At 67.0% G+C, this 16582-nt stretch carries 15 protein-coding genes; 3 read left to right on the top strand and 12 right to left on the bottom strand.

Annotation, left to right across the window (positions count from 1 at the left end):
• Nucleotides 1-54: 54 nt before the first annotated feature.
• The 6 genes from AB4Y31_RS12345 to AB4Y31_RS12320 form a co-directional block, all read right to left on the bottom strand.
• The gene (locus tag AB4Y31_RS12345) at nt 55-858 is read right to left on the bottom strand and encodes a CoxG family protein (RefSeq protein WP_368674149.1); all 804 of its coding nucleotides are present in this window, start codon (nt 856-858) and stop codon (nt 55-57) included.
• Between the two features lie 32 nt (nt 859-890).
• A complete protein-coding gene (locus AB4Y31_RS12340) occupies nt 891-1253 on the bottom strand; it encodes a DUF427 domain-containing protein (protein WP_368674148.1) in 363 nt (120 codons plus the stop codon).
• Nucleotides 1254-1501: 248 nt separating this feature from the next.
• Entirely contained in the window at nt 1502-1993 is a 492-nt protein-coding gene (locus AB4Y31_RS12335; protein WP_368674500.1) for a carboxypeptidase-like regulatory domain-containing protein, read from the bottom strand.
• 226 nt (nt 1994-2219) lie between these two features.
• Nucleotides 2220-3716 carry a DegQ family serine endoprotease gene (locus AB4Y31_RS12330; RefSeq protein ID WP_368674147.1) on the bottom strand — a complete coding sequence of 499 codons (1497 nt, stop codon included), beginning with the start codon at nt 3714-3716 and terminating at the stop codon, nt 2220-2222.
• Nucleotides 3717-3762: 46 nt separating this feature from the next.
• Nucleotides 3763-5097 carry an ATP-binding protein gene (locus AB4Y31_RS12325; RefSeq protein ID WP_368674146.1) on the bottom strand — a complete coding sequence of 445 codons (1335 nt, stop codon included), beginning with the start codon at nt 5095-5097 and terminating at the stop codon, nt 3763-3765.
• A 29-nt stretch (nt 5098-5126) separates the two neighbouring features.
• On the bottom strand, nt 5127-5789 hold the full coding sequence (locus tag AB4Y31_RS12320; RefSeq protein WP_368674145.1) for a response regulator: 663 nt from the start codon (nt 5787-5789) through the stop codon (nt 5127-5129).
• Between the two features lie 201 nt (nt 5790-5990).
• Here AB4Y31_RS12320 and dacB point away from each other — a divergent pair, with 201 nt between their 5' ends.
• The 3 genes from dacB (at nt 5991) to AB4Y31_RS12305 (ending at nt 10016) form a co-directional block, all read left to right on the top strand.
• A complete protein-coding gene (gene dacB, locus AB4Y31_RS12315) occupies nt 5991-7568 on the top strand; it encodes a D-alanyl-D-alanine carboxypeptidase/D-alanyl-D-alanine-endopeptidase (protein WP_368674144.1) in 1578 nt (525 codons plus the stop codon).
• Nucleotides 7569-7789: 221 nt separating this feature from the next.
• On the top strand, nt 7790-8695 hold the full coding sequence (locus AB4Y31_RS12310) for a sterol desaturase family protein (RefSeq protein ID WP_368674143.1): 906 nt from the start codon (nt 7790-7792) through the stop codon (nt 8693-8695).
• Nucleotides 8696-8825: 130 nt separating this feature from the next.
• Nucleotides 8826-10016 carry an SGNH/GDSL hydrolase family protein gene (locus AB4Y31_RS12305; protein WP_368674142.1) on the top strand — a complete coding sequence of 397 codons (1191 nt, stop codon included), beginning with the start codon at nt 8826-8828 and terminating at the stop codon, nt 10014-10016.
• Here AB4Y31_RS12305 and AB4Y31_RS12300 read toward each other — a convergent pair.
• From AB4Y31_RS12300 to pyk, 6 genes are all read right to left on the bottom strand, one after another.
• The gene (locus AB4Y31_RS12300) at nt 10006-11067 is read right to left on the bottom strand and encodes an L-threonylcarbamoyladenylate synthase (protein WP_368674141.1); all 1062 of its coding nucleotides are present in this window, start codon (nt 11065-11067) and stop codon (nt 10006-10008) included. The genes AB4Y31_RS12305 and AB4Y31_RS12300 overlap by 11 nt on opposite strands.
• A gap of 84 nt (nt 11068-11151) precedes the next feature.
• Nucleotides 11152-12381: a 5-(carboxyamino)imidazole ribonucleotide synthase gene (locus AB4Y31_RS12295; RefSeq protein ID WP_368674140.1), complete on the bottom strand. Its 1230-nt coding sequence runs from the start codon at nt 12379-12381 to the stop codon at nt 11152-11154.
• 11 nt (nt 12382-12392) lie between these two features.
• Nucleotides 12393-12944 carry a 5-(carboxyamino)imidazole ribonucleotide mutase gene (gene purE, locus AB4Y31_RS12290; RefSeq protein ID WP_368674139.1) on the bottom strand — a complete coding sequence of 184 codons (552 nt, stop codon included), beginning with the start codon at nt 12942-12944 and terminating at the stop codon, nt 12393-12395.
• Nucleotides 12941-13843 (bottom strand): phosphoribosylaminoimidazolesuccinocarboxamide synthase, encoded by a 903-nt coding sequence (locus AB4Y31_RS12285; protein WP_368674138.1) that lies wholly within the window; start codon nt 13841-13843, stop codon nt 12941-12943. Before AB4Y31_RS12285 ends, purE begins: the two co-directional genes overlap by 4 nt.
• A 60-nt stretch (nt 13844-13903) precedes the next feature.
• Complete coding sequence (gene fba, locus AB4Y31_RS12280; RefSeq protein ID WP_026229700.1) at nt 13904-14968, bottom strand: class II fructose-bisphosphate aldolase; 1065 nt, start codon at nt 14966-14968, stop codon at nt 13904-13906.
• 168 nt (nt 14969-15136) lie between these two features.
• On the bottom strand, nt 15137-16573 hold the full coding sequence (pyk, locus tag AB4Y31_RS12275) for a pyruvate kinase (RefSeq protein ID WP_018440867.1): 1437 nt from the start codon (nt 16571-16573) through the stop codon (nt 15137-15139).
• Nucleotides 16574-16582 lie beyond the last annotated feature (9 nt).

The following is a 16582-nucleotide window of genomic DNA, read 5'->3' as shown; positions in this document are numbered from 1 at the left end:
GTGAGCTCGATGGGATTTTCCGCGCTTCACCCTTGCGCGGCGCCGACGCGACCGCTACTCGAACCGATGCAGTAGATAGAGCAAGGCAATCCCGACGGCGAATGCCGCAGCCCATGCCCAGGCCGGCATCGCCTGCGGCCGGCGGCGACCGAGGCTCTCCGCACCTCGCTGACCGATCATGGCGTCGCCCGAACGGCGCGAAGCCGCGTCGAGCGGATCGGTCGATGCCGTCCTGCGCGCAAGGCCGGCCAGACTGATCGGGCGCAGGAACACGTGCTGGCGGCGCGCGGCGCCGGAGCGTGCCCGGTTCGGCCCTTTGCCGTACTTCGCTTGCAGCACCGCCGAGAACTCCGCGAAGAAATCGTCGGCGAGCGCCTGCAGCGCGTTTTCGACTTGCCGCGGCGCGAGCTCGGCGAGCGGCCCGGTCAGCGTCGCCCATATCGCATACTGGACACGTGTGGCGCTCGCGTCGTCACCGCCTGCCTGGGTGTGCCCTCTGGCACTCGTCTGCCCATCGGCGCACTCGCCATCCGCCTCGAGCTCGATCGTGACCTGTCCTCGCAACGAGCCCACGCCCGCGGCCGATGCCTTCAGGTTCAGCGTACGCGAGAGCCGATGCGCGCCGTCGGCGGCGACGCCGTCGTGTACGCCGCCCGGGGTCGTCATGTGCATGCGAACTTCGTAGCGGCCGCGCAGCGGCCCGACCGGCACCGTCACCACGAGCGCGTACTCGCCGCCGGGGCGGCGCTCGAACGATTCGCAATTCTCGAGGCTTGCACGCAAGAGCGCGCCGTCGTCGAGCGATTCGGCGACGATCGAGGGATCGAGCGGAATGCGCAATGCATCGGTCAACTCCATCGTGGTCCCCTTCGATGCATGCGCCTTTTCGCCTATGACGTCTGGTCGATTCTGTCCACGAGCGACGGATAGAACGCGACGTAGCCCTTCACGCGCGCTGCAGCCCCGAGCGGAGCCTCGTAGCTCCAGGCGGCGTTTTCGACCTTGCCTTCCTCTTCGGTGAGCAAGTGGAAATGCGTCGCTACGCCCTTGTAGGGGCAGCGCGTCGTATGATCCGACCGCTCGAAGCGAGACATATTGACGTCTTCGCGCGGAAAGTAGAAGACCACGGGCTCGCCCGTCTCCATGAGCGTGAGTCCGCGCGAGGTATCGGCGAGCGTGATGCCGCCGTGAATCACGCGCAATCGGTGCTGATTGGCCGCGATCTCGACACGATGAACAGCGTCATTCGTCATGGCGATTCCCCTGGACCCGGTTCGCTCGGCCGCCCGCCGGCGCGTCAGATTATAGAGAGCCAACATTGCCCCTCCCCCAAAGGCGATTAGCCAGGCGCCCCTCCAACGGGACTTCCCGGCGCACCTGCGGTCGCGGGGGCGTCAGCATGCTTGGGGCGGTCCGACGCATGCCAAAAAAACCACGGGCGGACACCCGTGGCTCTCATTATCTGTCAAAGCCCGCCGCCGTGCGCGGGTAGCGTTTCACGCTATTGGATATTCCAGTGGAAATCGGCTCGCGCACCCGGCTCCGCGGAGACCGTCACCGTGCGCGTCTGCTCCTCGTCCTTGTAGCGCGCATGAACCGTGTAACGGCCCGGCGGCAGCTTGACGAGCATGTAGGGACCGCGCGAGTCCGTGCTCAATACATCGGCGCCCTGCGGCCCGACGATCCGGACATGCACATCGGCGAGGTAGTCCGCCGTCGGTCCCGTGAAGCGCATCGCGAGCGGCCACTGGTGCTCCGCGCGCTTGAGCGCCGTCGATTCGTCGATGCCCACGCCGCCGGACACGTACGACACGGTCCCTTCGTGCTGGATCTGCGGCATGCCGCCGCCGTTCTCGTTGCCGGCGCTCGTCGCGTCGGTCGTCGTGCCGCCGACGACAGCCGACGATCCCTGCTGCGCGAGCACGCTGCCGGCGAAACCAAGCGCCAGTGCCATCGCGGCGACAACGCCAATCCGCTTGCTTGCTCGTTTCATCATCCGTTTATCCGCCGATCCGCTGCCTGGCGTTTTCATCGCATCGCTCCTTTGAATGACCGCACGTCGGGATCCTGAGCCCGGCGCGTCGCCGGGGAACGGCATCCCGCCCCATCATGTTGCGCAGCAAGGCGCATGCCTATGCGATTGGGCGCCTGTCGATGCCGATGAAGACGCGACCCAGCACCCGAGGGCTTCAGGATGCCGGGCCGCTTCGCTGTGCGGATCAGCCGAGATCGACGGGCACGAAGATCTGCGCGTTGTCGCGCTGAATCAGGAGCGCCACGCTATTGCCGGCCTTCGAGATGATTTGCCGCAGTTGGTCAGGCGACGACACGGGGCTGCCGTTGACGGCGAGGATCACGTCGCCGGGCTGGATGCCCGCGCTCGCGGCCGCGCCCGACGATTGCTGCACGAGCAGGCCATGCGTCAGCGAACTGCCGTTCTTTTCCTGCGGCGTGAGCGCGCGCACCGCCACGCCGAGCCGCCCTTGCTGGGCGCTCGGGCCGCCGTTGCTGGCCACCTTCGTGTCCGACATCGAGCCGATCTTGACCGTCACCTGCTTTTTCGTCTTGTCGCGCCAGATGTCGAGCGTCGCGTTCGAGCCCGGCTTCATTGCCGCGATCTGCGCAGGCAGATCCGTCGAGTCGTCGACGCTCTGGCCGTTCACGGCGAGAATCACGTCGCCGGCCTGCAACCCTGCCTTCGCGGCCGGGCCGCCCGGATCGACGGAGCTCACGAGCGCACCGGCCGGCTTCGAGAGGCCGAACGAGTTCGCCAGTGTCTGATCGACGCTTTGCACGGCCACGCCGAGACGGCCGCGGCTCACGTGCCCCGTCTTGACGAGCTCGTCCTTGACGCGGATCGCCTCGTCGATCGGAATCGCGAACGAAAGGCCCTGGAAGCCGCCCGTTTGCGAATAGATCATCGAGTTGATCCCGATCACCTGCCCTTGCAGGTTGAAGAGCGGCCCGCCCGAGTTGCCGGGGTTGACGGGCACGTCGGTCTGGATGAACGGCGTGTAGTTCTCGTCAGGCAGCGAGCGGCCCTTCGCGCTGATGATGCCCGAGGTCACCGTGCTCTCGAACCCGTACGGCGAGCCGATCGCGACGACCCACTGGCCGACCTTGCTCTGGTTCGGATCGCCGATCTTGACGGTGGGCAGGTTCGAGGCATCGATCTTCAGCACCGCGACGTCGGACTGCTTGTCGGAGCCGACGACTTTCGCGCGGAACTCGCGCTTGTCGGTGAGCTTCACCGTCACGACGTTCGCGCCGTCGATCACGTGTGCGTTCGTGAGGATGTAGCCGTCGCTGCTGACGATGAATCCCGAGCCGAGGCTCGCGCTCGGGATATCGCTTTGCGCGCCGCCGTCGTCGTCGCCGCCCCCGCCGAAGCCGGGGAATTGACCATAGAACCGCTTGAAGAACTGATAGAACGGATCGCTGGGATCGATCGGCAGCTGTTGCATCGAGCGGCGCGCGGGGCGCTTGACGACATGCTTGGCGCTGATGTTCACGACCGCCGGGCCGTAGGTCTCGACGAGCCCGGAGAAATCGGGAATGCCGGTCTTGGCCGCCGCTTCGGCGGGCATCATGGCCGCGGCGTGCGCGGACGCGATGATCTGCGGATCGGTGTGGCGGGTGCCGGCCACGTAGCCGGTCGAGAGGGCAACCGCCACCGCAACCGCGACTGCGCTGCGAGACAGGGTCTTCGTATTCATCGAAAGGGCCTCCTTGCTTGATGGTTCGCAGAATACGAGGGCTCACTTAAACGGGACTTAACGCTTTCTGCACGTTTCCTGAAGGGAATCGGACCGTCACCAGAAGGCCGCCGAGCGGTGCTTGCCCAAGCTCGACCGCCGCGTTGTGCTGCGCCGCGACACGCTTGACGATGGCAAGGCCGAGGCCGCTGCCCGCGACGTCCGTGCGGGCACGCGCCGAAGCGTCGCGGTAGAACCGGTCGAAGACGCGCTCGCGCTCCTCGGCCGGAATGCCGGGGCCGCTGTCGCCGATGCGCAGGCACGGGCGGCCGCCCTGGTCGAGCTTCAGTGCGACGTCGATGCGTCCGCCGTGCGGCGTGTACTTGACCGCGTTGTCGAGCAGGTTGCCGACCATCGCGCGCAGCGCGTCGGCGTCGCCGACGATCGTGGCGGGCTCGGATTCCTCGAAGCCGAGATCGACATCGCGCCGCTCGGCAATCGGCGCATGCGCGGCGACGCATTCGGCGACGAGCGTGCGTAAGTCGACCGGTACGCGAACGGCCCCGTCGACAGGCTCGGCACGCGCGAGCGCGAGCAACTGCTCGGCAAGGCGCGTGGCGCGCGTGACGCCCGCCTGCAGATCGACGAGCGCTTCGCGACGAGAATCCGCATCCTGCGCGCGCGCGACGAGCTGCGATTGGATCTGCACCGCGGCGAGCGGCGTGCGCAACTCGTGCGCGGCGTCGGCGACGAATGCGCGCTGCGTGTCGAGCGCCTCGGTGAGCCGCGCGAGCAGGCCGTTCAACGCGCGCACGAGCGGCTGGACCTCGAGCGGCAAGCGCTCGTCGGGCAGCGGATCGAGCGCCTGCGGACGGCGCGCCTCGAGCGCGCGCGTCACGCGTGCGAGCGGCGCGAGCCCGCGCCCGACGATGACCCAGACCGCGAGACCCATGAACGGCAACAGCACGATGAGCGGCCAGAGCGTGCGCCACGCGACGTCGGCCGCGAGCCGGTTGCGCACAGAAAGCGGCTGCGCGAGCTGAACGACGTTGTCGCCGACGATCGCGCCGTAGACGCGCCAGTCACCGCGCTCGGTGCGCTCCGTCGAGAACCCGAGCTCCGCGCGCGGTGCAAGCGGCGCGCGCGGATGCGAGTAATACATCAGCGCGCCGGTGCGGCTCCAGATCTGGATGACGATGCCTTCATCCGCATCGTTGTGCGCGCCCAAAATCTGCGTGAACGGCTCGGACGGCAGCGCCGCCGCGATCTCCTGCAGCTGATAGTCGAAGAGCTCGTTCGCCTCGGCGAGCGCCTGTCGGTAAATGAGCCAGCCCGCGGCGCCGACGCCCGCCACGACGAGCGCGACGAGCCAGAACAACAGTTGATGGCGAATGGAACGCATAGGGGATCGAAGCGGTCTCCCGGGCCCGCTCAGGCGTCCTTGGCAATCATGTAGCCCAGGCCGCGCACGTTGCGGATGAGATCGGCGCCGAGCTTCTTGCGCAGCGCGTGAATATAGACTTCGACGGTGTTGCTGCCGATCTCCTCGCCCCAGCCGTACATCTTTTCTTCTAGCTGGCTCTTGGACAGGACGGCGCCAGGACGCGCGATCAGCGCCTCGAGCAGCGCGAATTCGCGCGCCGAGAGCGCGACGGGCGCGCCATTCAGCGTGACCTGGTGCGCGGCCGGATCGAGCGTCACCGCGCCGTGACGGATCACGGACTCGCTGCGGCCCGAATGTCGCCGGATCAGCGCGCGCATCCGGGCGCCGAGCTCGTCGAGATCGAATGGCTTGACGAGGTAATCGTCGGCGCCGGCGTCGAGCCCTTTCACGCGGTCGGCCACGGCGTCGCGCGCCGTCACGATGAGCACCGGCATCGAGAGCCCGCGCGTGCGCATCGCGCGCAGCACGTCGAGCCCGTCGCGCTTGGGCAGGCCGAGATCGAGCAGCACGAGATCGTAGGGCTCGCCGCCCGCGGCCGTGAGCGCCGACTCGCCGTCCTGCACCCAGTCGACGGCAAAGCCCTCGCCGCGCAACGCCTTGCGTACGCCTTCGGCAATCATCCTGTCGTCTTCGACCAGCAGTATCCGCATCGCCTCGATCGCCCTATGCGCCGGAAGTCAGTCATGGATCGCATTGTAGCGGCTCCCGGGTCCGTGGTTTTTTGGTCGATTCGGGGAAGATCGCCGCGGCGTCACGCGCGGCAAGCCCTACAATGTGCTGTCCCGCGCGCCGTCCGCGTCACACCGGACCGCTCGCTCTCGCATTTGCCCGACCCCGTCGCCGTACCTTCCATGCCGATCGCTTCGCTCATCCTCTTTTCGCGCCGCGCGCCGCAATTCGTTTCTTCTTTCATTTCGCCTACTCTTCGTTCCGCCTCGCCCGCCGAGGGTGCTCCCTCCGGCAGAGGGCTGGGACGCGCCGCGCTTGCGCTCGGCCTGTGCGCGGCGCTCGCGTTCGCCACGCCGGCCGACGCGCGCAAGCTCAAGCACCGCCCGCGCGTGTCGGTCACGACGGAGCTCCCTGCTTCCGTCACGCGCGCGCTCGAACGCGCGCACGTGCCGCTTTCGGCGATGAGCGTCGTCATCGAGCGCATCGGCTCGCCGACGCCCGTCGTCGCGCTCAACGCCGGAAAGCCGATGCTGCCGGCGTCTACAATGAAGCTCGTCACGACCTACGCCGGCCTCGAAATACTCGGCCCCGACTATCGCTGGCACACACGCGCGTATGCCGACGGGACGCTCGACGCCGCGGGCGTGCTGCACGGCGATCTCTATATCCAGGGTACCGGCGATCCGAAGCTCGTGCCCGAAGAGCTGATCGATCTCGTCGACCGGATCCGCAAGGCCGGCATCACCGGCATCGACGGTGCGCTCGTGCTCGACAAGCGCTTCTTCGACCCGTCGACGCGCGATCTGCCGGCCTTCGACGACGATGCGAACGCACCGTACAACGTCGGCCCCGACCCGCTTCTCTACGCATTCAAATCGCTGTCGTTCACAGTCACGCCGGCTAGCGCGGGCACGGTCGATATCGACGTCGTGCCGGCGCTCGCGCAACTGAAGATCGACAACGAGCTCCATGCTCGCGCCGGCGCCTGCACGAGTGCCGAAGCGGCGATGCCGAACGTCACGCCCGAAAGCGACGGCACGGTGGAGGCGCTCTTCTCGGGCGAGTATCCGGTGCGCTGCGGCGCGCGCACGGTCAACCTCGCGGTGCTCGACCATACGGCATTCTTCGCGGGCGGCTTCCTCGCGCTCTGGCAGCAGCAAGGCGGCACGTTCAAGGGCACGACGCGCGAGGGCGCGGTGCCGATCGGCGCGCGCCTCGTGGCGACCCACGAAGGGCCGCCGCTCGGCGACATCGTCCGCGACATCAACAAGTTCAGCAACAACGTGATGGCGCGCAACCTGTTCCTGACGATCGGCGCCGTTGCCGACAAGCCGCCGGCAACGCCGCAAAAGTCGGCGCAGGCGATCGAGCGATTCCTCAGCAGCAAAGGACTCGCCATGCCCGAGCTCTCGCTCGAGAACGGCTCGGGTCTCTCGCGCGACGAGCACATCAGCGCACTTTCGCTCGCCGACTTGCTGCAGGCGGCCAACGCAAGCCCTGTCGCTCAGGTCTTCGTCGCCTCGCTGCCCGTGGCCGGGGTCGATGGCACGATGCGCAATCGCCTGCGCCACGACCCGGTGCTCGGCAATGCGCACATCAAGACCGGCACCTTGCGCGATGTGCGTGCGATTGCCGGCTACGTCGCCGCCGCCAACGGCGAGAGCTATGTCGTCGTGAGCTTCATCAACGACGACCGGGCGGCGGCCGCGCGCGCCGCTCACGACGCGTTGCTCGACTGGGTTTATCGCGGCATGCGCTAAGCGCGCACCGAGATCCCCTCTGTCTCGGGGGATCTCGATCGAATATTCCTTCTACGACAAATAGCGACTGCGACGGCCGCCAGCGTGTACGCTGTCGAGCAACGATCGGACGGCCGCCATGATGTTCCCGCCTCCGTATCGAAAAGGGGACTGCAGTGCGCACCGCCCGCGGCGAGCGCGCTGAAATCAAAGCAAGGAAGAGATTCCGGAGGAAGACGTCCATGCAATTCGACGCCGAATTGCTTCTGATTTCCATGGCGCCCGTCTTTCTTGCATGCATCGGCTGGGAGGCGTGGCATTTTGCACGCACAAGGCCGGCGGCGCGTATCTACAGCTGGCGGGACACGCTTTGCAACGCCGTGCTTGCGCTCATGCACCAGGGCGCGGACAAGCTCGCGTGGCTCGCCGTCGTGCCCTTCTATGCATTCGTCTACGAGCGTTTTCGTATCGTCACCTGGCAGCCGGGGTGGCTCTCGTTTGCCGTCCTTTTCATCGCGCAGGACCTGCTCTACTACGTCTTTCATCGCATGAGTCATCGCGTGCGCTGGCTATGGGCCGCGCACATCGTCCATCACTCCTCGGAGCGGCTCAACCTGTCGACGGCATTCCGCCAAAGCCTCATGTACCCGGTCGCCGGCATGTGGGCGTTCTGGACGCCGCTCGCCGTGCTCGGCTTTCCTCCGCAGCAGATCGTCGCGATCGTCCTCGTCAATCTCGCCTTTCAGTTCTTCGTCCATACGCAGGCGATCGGCCGGCTCGGTTGGATCGAGTACGTGCTCAACACACCGTCGACGCACCGTTGCCATCACGCGCGCAATGCACGCTACATCGATCGCAACTATGCCGGCGTGCTCGTCGTCTGGGACAGGGTCTTTCGAAGCTACGTCGCGGAGGACCCCGACGATCCGCCCGAGTACGGCATCGTCGAGCCGCTAAGGACCTTCAATCCGCTCAAGGCGACGTTCCACGAATGGGCGTCGATGCTCGCGGATCTGGCAAATGCCAAGGGGCCGGGCAACAAGCTGCGCGCGCTCTTCGCGCCGCCCGAGTGGGCCGCCGCGTTCCATGCGGCCAACGCGCGGCCCACCGCCGCCTCGGGCATCGCCCAGCGGCGACTCGACGCCTGATGGCGGGCCCGGGGGGAGAGACGGACAAGACAAAGCGCTCACCGCGATCAACCACGAGGCGGTGAAAAGCGACATCAAATGAGGCATGAAACCACGGCCGACGAGCCGAACATACGAGGAGATGACGTCGATGAAACAGCGTAACGAACCCCAACGAAACCGGTTGCTGCGGGCCGCTCAGTGCGCGCTCGCCGGCGCGGCTTTTGCGATCGTCGCCGCATGCGGCGGCGGAGGGGGCGGCGGGGGCAGCACCGCGACGACAGCTGCGGCCACCAAGATGCAGGTCGTCTCGTTCGGCGACAGCTTGTCCGATGTCGGCACTTATGCAGCCTATGTCCTGCCGCACTTCGGCGGCGGACGATTCACCACGAACCCCGGCGAAGTCTGGACGCAGAAGGTTGCGGAATCCTTTGGCGACACGCTCACGCCGGCCTATCAGGGCGGCTTCGGCTCCGCCTTGCAGGCGACCGGCGGCTTCGGCTACGCCCAAGGCGGCGCCCGCGTGACGGACCCGCAAGGCATCGGCTGGGCGCCCAATAATCTTGCGGCAACCACGACGCCGATCGTCACACAGGTTTCCAACTACCTGAGCGCGCACGGCAGCTTCAACTCGAATCAGATCGTGCTGGTCCAGGGCGGTGCGAACGATATCTTTGCCAATAGCACGGCACTAGTCACAGCGATCGAGACCGACATCGCGGCCGGCTTGACGCCGCAAGTCGCGATCCTTAAAGAAGTGAGCACGACGCTCGGCCCGGCCGCGAAATCGCTCGTCGACCAGGTCGGAACCATCGTCGCCAACGGTGCGACGCATGTCGTGCTGGTGAACGTGCCGGACATCGGCCAGACACCGCTCGGCGTACAGACGGCGGCGCAGCAAGGCGCGGCAGCCCAGCAACTTCTGTCGGGCATCGCCCAGACGTTCAACGGCCTCGTGGCGAGCTTCCTGCAAGCGGAGAACCTGTCGCCGAAGGTGATCTTCATCGACTCGTTCACGTGGCAAGACACGACGCTCGCCAACTTCCAGGCGAACGGTTTCTCGGTGTCGAATACGGGAACGGCGTGCAACCTGCAGCAGATGCAGGCGTCGGCCACGTCCTACGCGGAAGCGAACCCGAGTGTGCTGCTGCCGGGGCAGACGGCGGCTCAATTCGGCGCGTCGCTCGCTATGTCGCTGTTCTGCTCGCCGCAGACGCAGACGGTGGCGGGTGCCGATCAGTCGTATATGTTCGCCGATATGGTCCATCCGACGACGCATCTGCACGCGCTTTTCGCGCAGTACGTCGAGCAGCAACTCGCCGCCGCGGGCGTCAAGCCCTGAAGCTGCCAGCCTCGAAAGCCGCCGCTGCGCGCCCGAGCCGATCGTTGACGGCGATCCACTCGGGCGTATCGGGCAGCTTTTCGATGAGGATGCGGGCGACGTTGGAACGGTCGAGCGCGCGCAACATCCCGTAGAGCTCGCGCGCATAAGCGTCGGGCTCCTCAGGCGCGGCGACGAACAGTACGTCGCGCGCGTCGGCCCAGGCACCGGCGCGCGAGCGCCGCGCCACGAGCGCGACCCGCGCGCCGCTATCACGCGCTGACGAAAGCAACGGCTCGAGCGCCTCGAACGGTGACAGCGCGAGCGGCGTGCGCGGCGCATAGTGCGCCTTCAGCGTGCCGGACGCGCGCGGCGCCGTAGCGTCGCCGCCGTCGGGCAGCCGGGGCGCGACGCCGAGCACTTCGGCGATCTCCAACGGCGTCACACGGCCCGGCCGCAGCAGCGCCGGGAAACCGCGCGAGAGATCGAGAATCGTCGATTCGATCCCGACCTCCGACGGCCCGCCGTCGAGCACGTGCACGGCATCGCCGAATTCGTCGCGCACATGTTGCGCGGTGGTCGGGCTCACATGGCCGAAGCGATTCGCCGACGGCGCGGCGACGCCCGCTCGACCGCCGCGCAACCCGTCGAATGCGTCCAGCAGTGCCTGCGCGACAGGGTGTGACGGCGAGCGCAGGCCGACGGAATCCTGTCCGCCGCTCACCGCCGCGGGAATATGCGCGGCGCGCTTCAAGATCAACGTGAGCGGGCCCGGCCAGAACGCGTCGATGAGCCGTTGCGCATCGGCCGGCAACTCGCTCACCCAATAGGCCGGATCCCCTTTCGGCCCGAGATGGACGATGACCGGGTGGTTGGCCGGCCGCCCCTTCGCCGCGTAGATGCGCGCGACAGCCTGCGGGCTCGTCGCGTCGCCGCCGAGCCCGTAGACGGTCTCCGTCGGGAAAGCGACGAGCTCGCCCGCGTCGAGCCGCGCGGCAGCTTGTTCGATTTGCGCTTCGGTGACGGCGAGCGTCGCCGAAGGTGCGTCGGGGGGAGTGGGTCTCGGGGACATCGGTCGTGGCTCAACTGCGAAGCGCTATCCGATCGCTACGGAATGCGGCTCGAATGCTCGCTCGCTAAATGGCCGCCGCCTCGGTTAGCCGAGCGGAATATGCAAGAGCCGCGCGCAATCGCGTGCGGCCGTGCGCGCCTCGTCGAGCGTCGCGGCCGTGAAATTGATATGCCCCATCTTACGCCCGGGGCGCGCTTCCTCTTTGCCATACAGGTGGAGTCGCGCGGTCGGCATCGCGGCGACTTCTTGCCACGGCGGCGTCACGGGTACCAAGGTCGACGCCGAGGCCGGCCCCTGGCCGCCGGCCGGCCCGCTGCGCGCGAACCAGACGTCGCCGAGGATATTGAGCATGACGGCCGGCGAATGCTGGCGCGTATCGCCGAGCGGCATGCCCGTCATCGCGCGCACCTGCTGCTCGAACTGGCTCGTGGCGCAGGCGTCGACCGTATAGTGACCCGAGTTGTGCGGACGCGGCGCCATTTCGTTGGCGACGAGCGAACCGTCCTCGAGCACGAAGAGCTCGACACAAAGAACGCCGACATAGTCGAGCGCGTCGGCGACGCGCAGCGCGGCCTGCTGGGCCTGCTGAACGAGCGCCGGCGTGACGTCGGGCGCCGGCACGATCGTCACCGACAGGATGCCGTTGCGGTGCGCGTTCTGCGAGAGCGGGTAGACGGCCGTCGCGCCGTTCGCCCCGCGCGCGATGAGCACGGAGACCTCGAATTTGAGCGGCAGGCGCTTTTCGAGCACGCACGGCACGCCGCCCAGCGCGTTGTGCGCCTCGCGCACGGCATCGGCGCTGGTCACGCGTACCTGTCCCTTCCCGTCGTAGCCCAGTCGCGCCGTCTTCAGGATGCCCGGCAGCACCGTTTCGAGCTCGGCATCGGAGAGCGCGGTGAGCGCCTCGGACGACTCGATCGCGAAATAAGGCGCCACCGGCACGCCGCAGCTCGCGATGAAGCGCTTTTCGGCGATGCGGTCCTGCGCGATCGCCACGCAGCGGCCGGCGGGGCTCACGAACGTCGTGCGCGCAAGAAAATCGAGGCTCGCCGCGGGGACGTTCTCGAACTCGGTCGAGACGGCCGCCGCGAGGCGCGCGAGCTCGGTCAGCGCCGCTTCGTCGGTATAGGCGGCACGCAAGTGCTTGTCGGCCACGCTGCCGGCCGGGCTGGCTTCGTCGGGATCGAGCACGGCGACGCGGTAGCCCATCGCCTGCGCGGCGAAGCAGAACATGCGGCCGAGCTGGCCGCCGCCGATCATGCCGAGCCAGGCGCCCGGAAGGATCGGAGAAACGGGGGTGTTGTCTTGGGTCATTTCAGTACGCGTCAAAGCGCCGGCAGCACCATCGCGCGCGCCGCCTCGTTTTGCTTCAAACGGAATGCGGCGAGGCGCTCGGCATACAGATCCGCCGTGCCGGCCAGCAGCGCCACGGCAAAGAGCGCCGCATTGGCCGCGCCTGCCTCGCCGATCGCGAACGTCGCGACGGGCACGCCTTTCGGCATCTGCACGATCGAGTGGAGCGAATCGACTCCCTTCAAATATTTGCTCGCCACGGGCACGCCGAGCACGGGCACCGTCGTCTTCGCGGCCAGCATGCCGGGCAGATGGGCGGCTCCGCCCGCGCCTGCGATGATCGCGCGCAATCCGCGCTCGCGGGCCTGCTCGGCATAGGCGAACATTTCGTCGGGCATCCGGTGCGCGGACACGACTCTCGCTTCGTACGGTACGTCGAAATCGCGCAGGACGGATACCGCGTGTTTCATCACGTCCCAATCGGAGCTCGATCCCATCAGCACGCCGACGAGCGGCGAATCATGTTGATGCGCGCGCGCTTCGCTTCCCGCGCTGCCGGCGGCGGTCACGGCGGCTTCGGTCATGGTGCGGTCGATCCCAGCTTTTGCCCCGTCAGCCGCTCGAGCGCCTCGCGGTACTTCTCGCTCGTTTTCGCGATCACGTCGTCGGGCAGCTTCGGCGCCGGCGGCGTCTTGCCCCAGTTCTGCGTTTCGAGCCAGTCGCGCACGAACTGCTTGTCGAACGAAGGCGGGTTGCTGCCGACGCGATACCCCTCGGCCGGCCAGAACCGCGACGAATCCGCCGTCAGGATCTCGTCCATCAGCACGAGCTCGCCGTTCTCGTCGAGGCCGAACTCGAACTTCGTATCGGCGATGATGATGCCGCGCGTCGCGGCATAGTCGGACGCTTCCTGGTAAAGGCGGATCGAAATGTCCCGAATCCGCGCCGCAAGGTCGCCGCCGATTCGCCGCTCCACGTCCGCGAACGTGATGTTCTCGTCGTGGTGGCCCATCTCCGCTTTCGCGGCCGGCGTGAAGATCGGCTCGGGCAGTTTCTCCGCGTTCGAGAGCCCCTGCGGGAGCGCCACGCCGCAGATGGCGCCCGTCGCCTGATAGTCCTTCCAGCCGCTGCCGGCGAGATAGCCGCGCACGACCGCCTCGACGAGGATCGGCGAGAGACGCTTGACCACCACCGCCCGTCCGCTCACCTGCTCGACTTCGTCGGCCGCGACCACCGTCTCGGGCGCCACGCCCGTCAGATGATTCGGAACGATATGGCCGAGGCGCTCGAACCAGAAGTTCGCCATCTGGTTCAGCACGCGCCCCTTGTCCGGAATCGGCTCGCCCATCACGACATCGAACGCCGAGAGGCGATCGGTCGTGACGATCAGCAGGCGGTCGTTGCCGACCGCGTAGTTGTCGCGGACCTTGCCGCGGCCGAGCAAAGGCAGCGAGCGAAGCGAGGATTCGTAAAGGGTAGACATCGTCGTGAACCGGAAATGGATGAAAACGGGTGAAAGGGCGCTCTCGCGAGCGCCCCGGGCTTAGCGCACGACCTGCGCGAGCTCGCCGGACTTGTACTTCTCGGCCATCTTCTCGAGCGGCAGCGGCTTGATCTTCGCCGCCTGCCCCTCGCAGCCGAAGGCGCGGTAACGGTCGACGCAAACCTTCTTCGCGGCCTCGCGGGCCGGCTTCAGATAGTCGCGCGGATCGAACTTGCTCGGGTTCTGCGCAAAATAGCGCCGGATCGCGCCCGTGATCGCGAGCCGCAGATCCGTATCGATATTGACCTTGCGCACGCCGTGCTTGATGCCTTCCTGAATCTCTTCGACGGGCACGCCGTACGTCTCTTTCATGTCGCCGCCGAACTCGCGGATTTCGGCAAGCAGCTCCTGCGGCACCGACGAGGAGCCGTGCATGACGAGGTGCGTGTTCGGAATGCGCGAGTGAATCTCTTTGATGCGCTCGATCGCGAGGATGTCGCCAGTCGGCTTCTTCGTGAACTTATAGGCGCCGTGCGACGTGCCGATCGCGATCGCGAGCGCGTCGCATTGCGTGGCGCGTACGAAATCAGCGGCCTGCTCGACGTCGGTCAAGAGCTGCTCGCGCGTCATCGTGCCTTCGGCGCCGTGGCCGTCTTCCTTGTCGCCTTTCATCGTTTCGAGCGAGCCGAGCACGCCGAGTTCTGCCTCGACCGTCACGCCGATCGAGTGCGCCATTTCGACGACCTTGCGCGAGACGTCGACGTTGTATTCGTACGACGCGACGGTCTTGCCGTCAGCCTGAAGCGAGCCGTCCATCATGACGCTCGTGAAGCCGCTGCGGATCGCCGCCATGCAGACGGCCGGCGATTGCCCGTGATCCTGGTGCATCACGACCGGGATATGCGGATACGACTCGATCGCCGCCTCGATCAGATGGCGCAGGAACGGCTCGCCCGCGTATTTGCGAGCGCCCGCCGACGCCTGCATGATGACGGGCGCGCCGACTTCGTCCGCCGCGGCCATGATCGCCTGCACCTGCTCGAGGTTGTTCACGTTGAACGCTGGGAGGCCGTAGCCGTGCTCGGCTGCGTGGTCCAGCAGTTGACGCATAGATACGAGAGGCATGCTGAATACTCCTTGGGGATGGAAACCGGGTGCTCGAGCGGCACTTTCTTGAGCGAAACCGCGATTTTATCGCGAAGCGGGCCCCGTTCCCCGCCGGCCCACGGCAGAGTCCCGCCGTGTGCGCCGATTCGGGGCCCGCTATGTCGTCAGTTCAGTTCGGTATGCTCGTCAGTACGGATCGCCGATCCGCACGATTTTGAGCGTGTTCGTGCCGCCCGCCTGGCCCATCGGCTCGCCGACGGTCAGCACGACCATGTCGCCGCGCGCGGCGAATCCCTTCGACACGACGACCTCGACGGCCTGCTTCAGCGCCTGGTCCCGATCGCTGTTGGGCTCGATCGCGAGCGGCGTCACGTTCCGGAACAGCGCCATCGCGCGCTCGCTGCCGACGCGCGGCGTCAGCGCGAAGATCGGCACATGCGTCCAGTGGCGCGAGAGCCACAGCGCCGTCGCTCCGGACTCGGTCAACGCCACGATTGCCTTCGCGCCGAGATGGTGCGCGGTGAAAAGCGCGCCCATGGCGACCGTCTGGTCGATCCGCGTGAACGTGCGATCGAGAAAATCGCGGTCGAGCTCGACGTGCTCGGACTTCTCGGCCTCGACGCAGATCGCCGCCATCGCCTCGATCGTCTGCACGGGATACTTGCCCGCGGCCGTCTCGGCCGAGAGCATCACGGCGTCGGTGCCGTCGAGCACCGCATTCGCGACGTCGGAGACCTCGGCGCGCGTCGGCACCGGTGCGTGGATCATCGACTCCATCATCTGCGTCGCCGTGATGACGAGCTTGTTCGAGTCACGCGCCATGCGGATCATCCGCTTTTGCAGCGCCGGCACGGCCGCATTGCCGACTTCGACGGCCAGATCGCCGCGCGCGACCATGATGCCGTCCGACGCGTCGAGAATGCCTTGCAGCGCCGGAATCGCCTCGGCGCGCTCGATCTTCGCGATCATTTTCGGCTTGATGCCGTAGGGCATGCCGGCGATGTTCGCGAGCTGACGCGCCATCTCCATGTCGGTCGCGTTCTTCGGGAACGAGACGGCGATGTAGTCCACGCCGATCGACATCGCCGTGCGGATGTCCTCCATGTCCTTCGCGGTCAGCGCCGGCGCCGTGAGGCCGCCGCCCTGACGGTTGATGCCCTTGTTGTTCGAGAGCTCGCCGCCCACTTTGACGACCGTGTGAATCTCTTCACCGATGACGCGCGAGACCGTCAGCACGATGAGCCCGTCGTTGAGCAGCAGGACATCGCCGGGCTTCAGATCGCGCGGCAGGTCCTTATAGTCGAGGCCGACGCGCTCGTCGTTGCCGAGCTCGCAATTGGCATCGAGAATGAACGGCTCGCCCGGCGTGAGCTGCACCTTGCCGTTCTCGAACTTGCCGACGCGAATCTTCGGGCCTTGCAGGTCGCCCATGATGGCCACTTCCCGGCCCAGCTTGCGTGCGGCCTCCCGCGCGTCCTCGGCGCGCTTGCGGTGATCGTCGGCCGTGCCGTGCGAAAAGTTGAGGCGCACCACGTCGAGGCCCGCTCGCATCATTTGCAGCAGGATTTCGGGCGAGCTCGACGCCGGACCGATGGTGGCGACAATCTTGGTGGCGCGATGCATGAATCTCCT

The organism is Trinickia sp. EG282A (genome assembly GCF_040965455.1).
Taxonomy (GTDB): domain Bacteria; phylum Pseudomonadota; class Gammaproteobacteria; order Burkholderiales; family Burkholderiaceae; genus Trinickia; species Trinickia symbiotica.
Note: the sequence above shows the minus strand (reverse complement) of the source record. Positions and strands in the feature narration are given on the sequence as shown.

Bases quoted from the DNA above. Each gene is read 5' to 3' on its own strand.
- AB4Y31_RS12320 (WP_368674145.1), bottom strand. From the start codon at position 5,789: ATGCGGATACTGCTGGTCGAAGACGACAGGATGATTGCCGAAGGCGTA.
- AB4Y31_RS12295 (WP_368674140.1), bottom strand. From the start codon at position 12,381: ATGACCCAAGACAACACCCCCGTTTCTCCGATCCTTCCGGGCGCCTGG.
- AB4Y31_RS12335 (WP_368674500.1), bottom strand. From the start codon at position 1,993: ATGAAACGAGCAAGCAAGCGGATTGGCGTTGTCGCCGCGATGGCACTG.
- pyk (WP_018440867.1), bottom strand. From the start codon at position 16,573: ATGCATCGCGCCACCAAGATTGTCGCCACCATCGGTCCGGCGTCGAGC.
- AB4Y31_RS12300 (WP_368674141.1), bottom strand. From the start codon at position 11,067: ATGTCCCCGAGACCCACTCCCCCCGACGCACCTTCGGCGACGCTCGCC.
- AB4Y31_RS12285 (WP_368674138.1), bottom strand. From the start codon at position 13,843: ATGTCTACCCTTTACGAATCCTCGCTTCGCTCGCTGCCTTTGCTCGGC.
- purE (WP_368674139.1), bottom strand. From the start codon at position 12,944: ATGACCGAAGCCGCCGTGACCGCCGCCGGCAGCGCGGGAAGCGAAGCG.
- AB4Y31_RS12305 (WP_368674142.1), top strand. From the start codon at position 8,826: ATGAAACAGCGTAACGAACCCCAACGAAACCGGTTGCTGCGGGCCGCT.
- AB4Y31_RS12325 (WP_368674146.1), bottom strand. From the start codon at position 5,097: ATGCGTTCCATTCGCCATCAACTGTTGTTCTGGCTCGTCGCGCTCGTC.
- dacB (WP_368674144.1), top strand. From the start codon at position 5,991: ATGCCGATCGCTTCGCTCATCCTCTTTTCGCGCCGCGCGCCGCAATTC.
- AB4Y31_RS12330 (WP_368674147.1), bottom strand. From the start codon at position 3,716: ATGAATACGAAGACCCTGTCTCGCAGCGCAGTCGCGGTTGCGGTGGCG.
- AB4Y31_RS12310 (WP_368674143.1), top strand. From the start codon at position 7,790: ATGCAATTCGACGCCGAATTGCTTCTGATTTCCATGGCGCCCGTCTTT.
- fba (WP_026229700.1), bottom strand. From the start codon at position 14,968: ATGCCTCTCGTATCTATGCGTCAACTGCTGGACCACGCAGCCGAGCAC.
- AB4Y31_RS12345 (WP_368674149.1), bottom strand. From the start codon at position 858: ATGGAGTTGACCGATGCATTGCGCATTCCGCTCGATCCCTCGATCGTC.
- AB4Y31_RS12340 (WP_368674148.1), bottom strand. From the start codon at position 1,253: ATGACGAATGACGCTGTTCATCGTGTCGAGATCGCGGCCAATCAGCAC.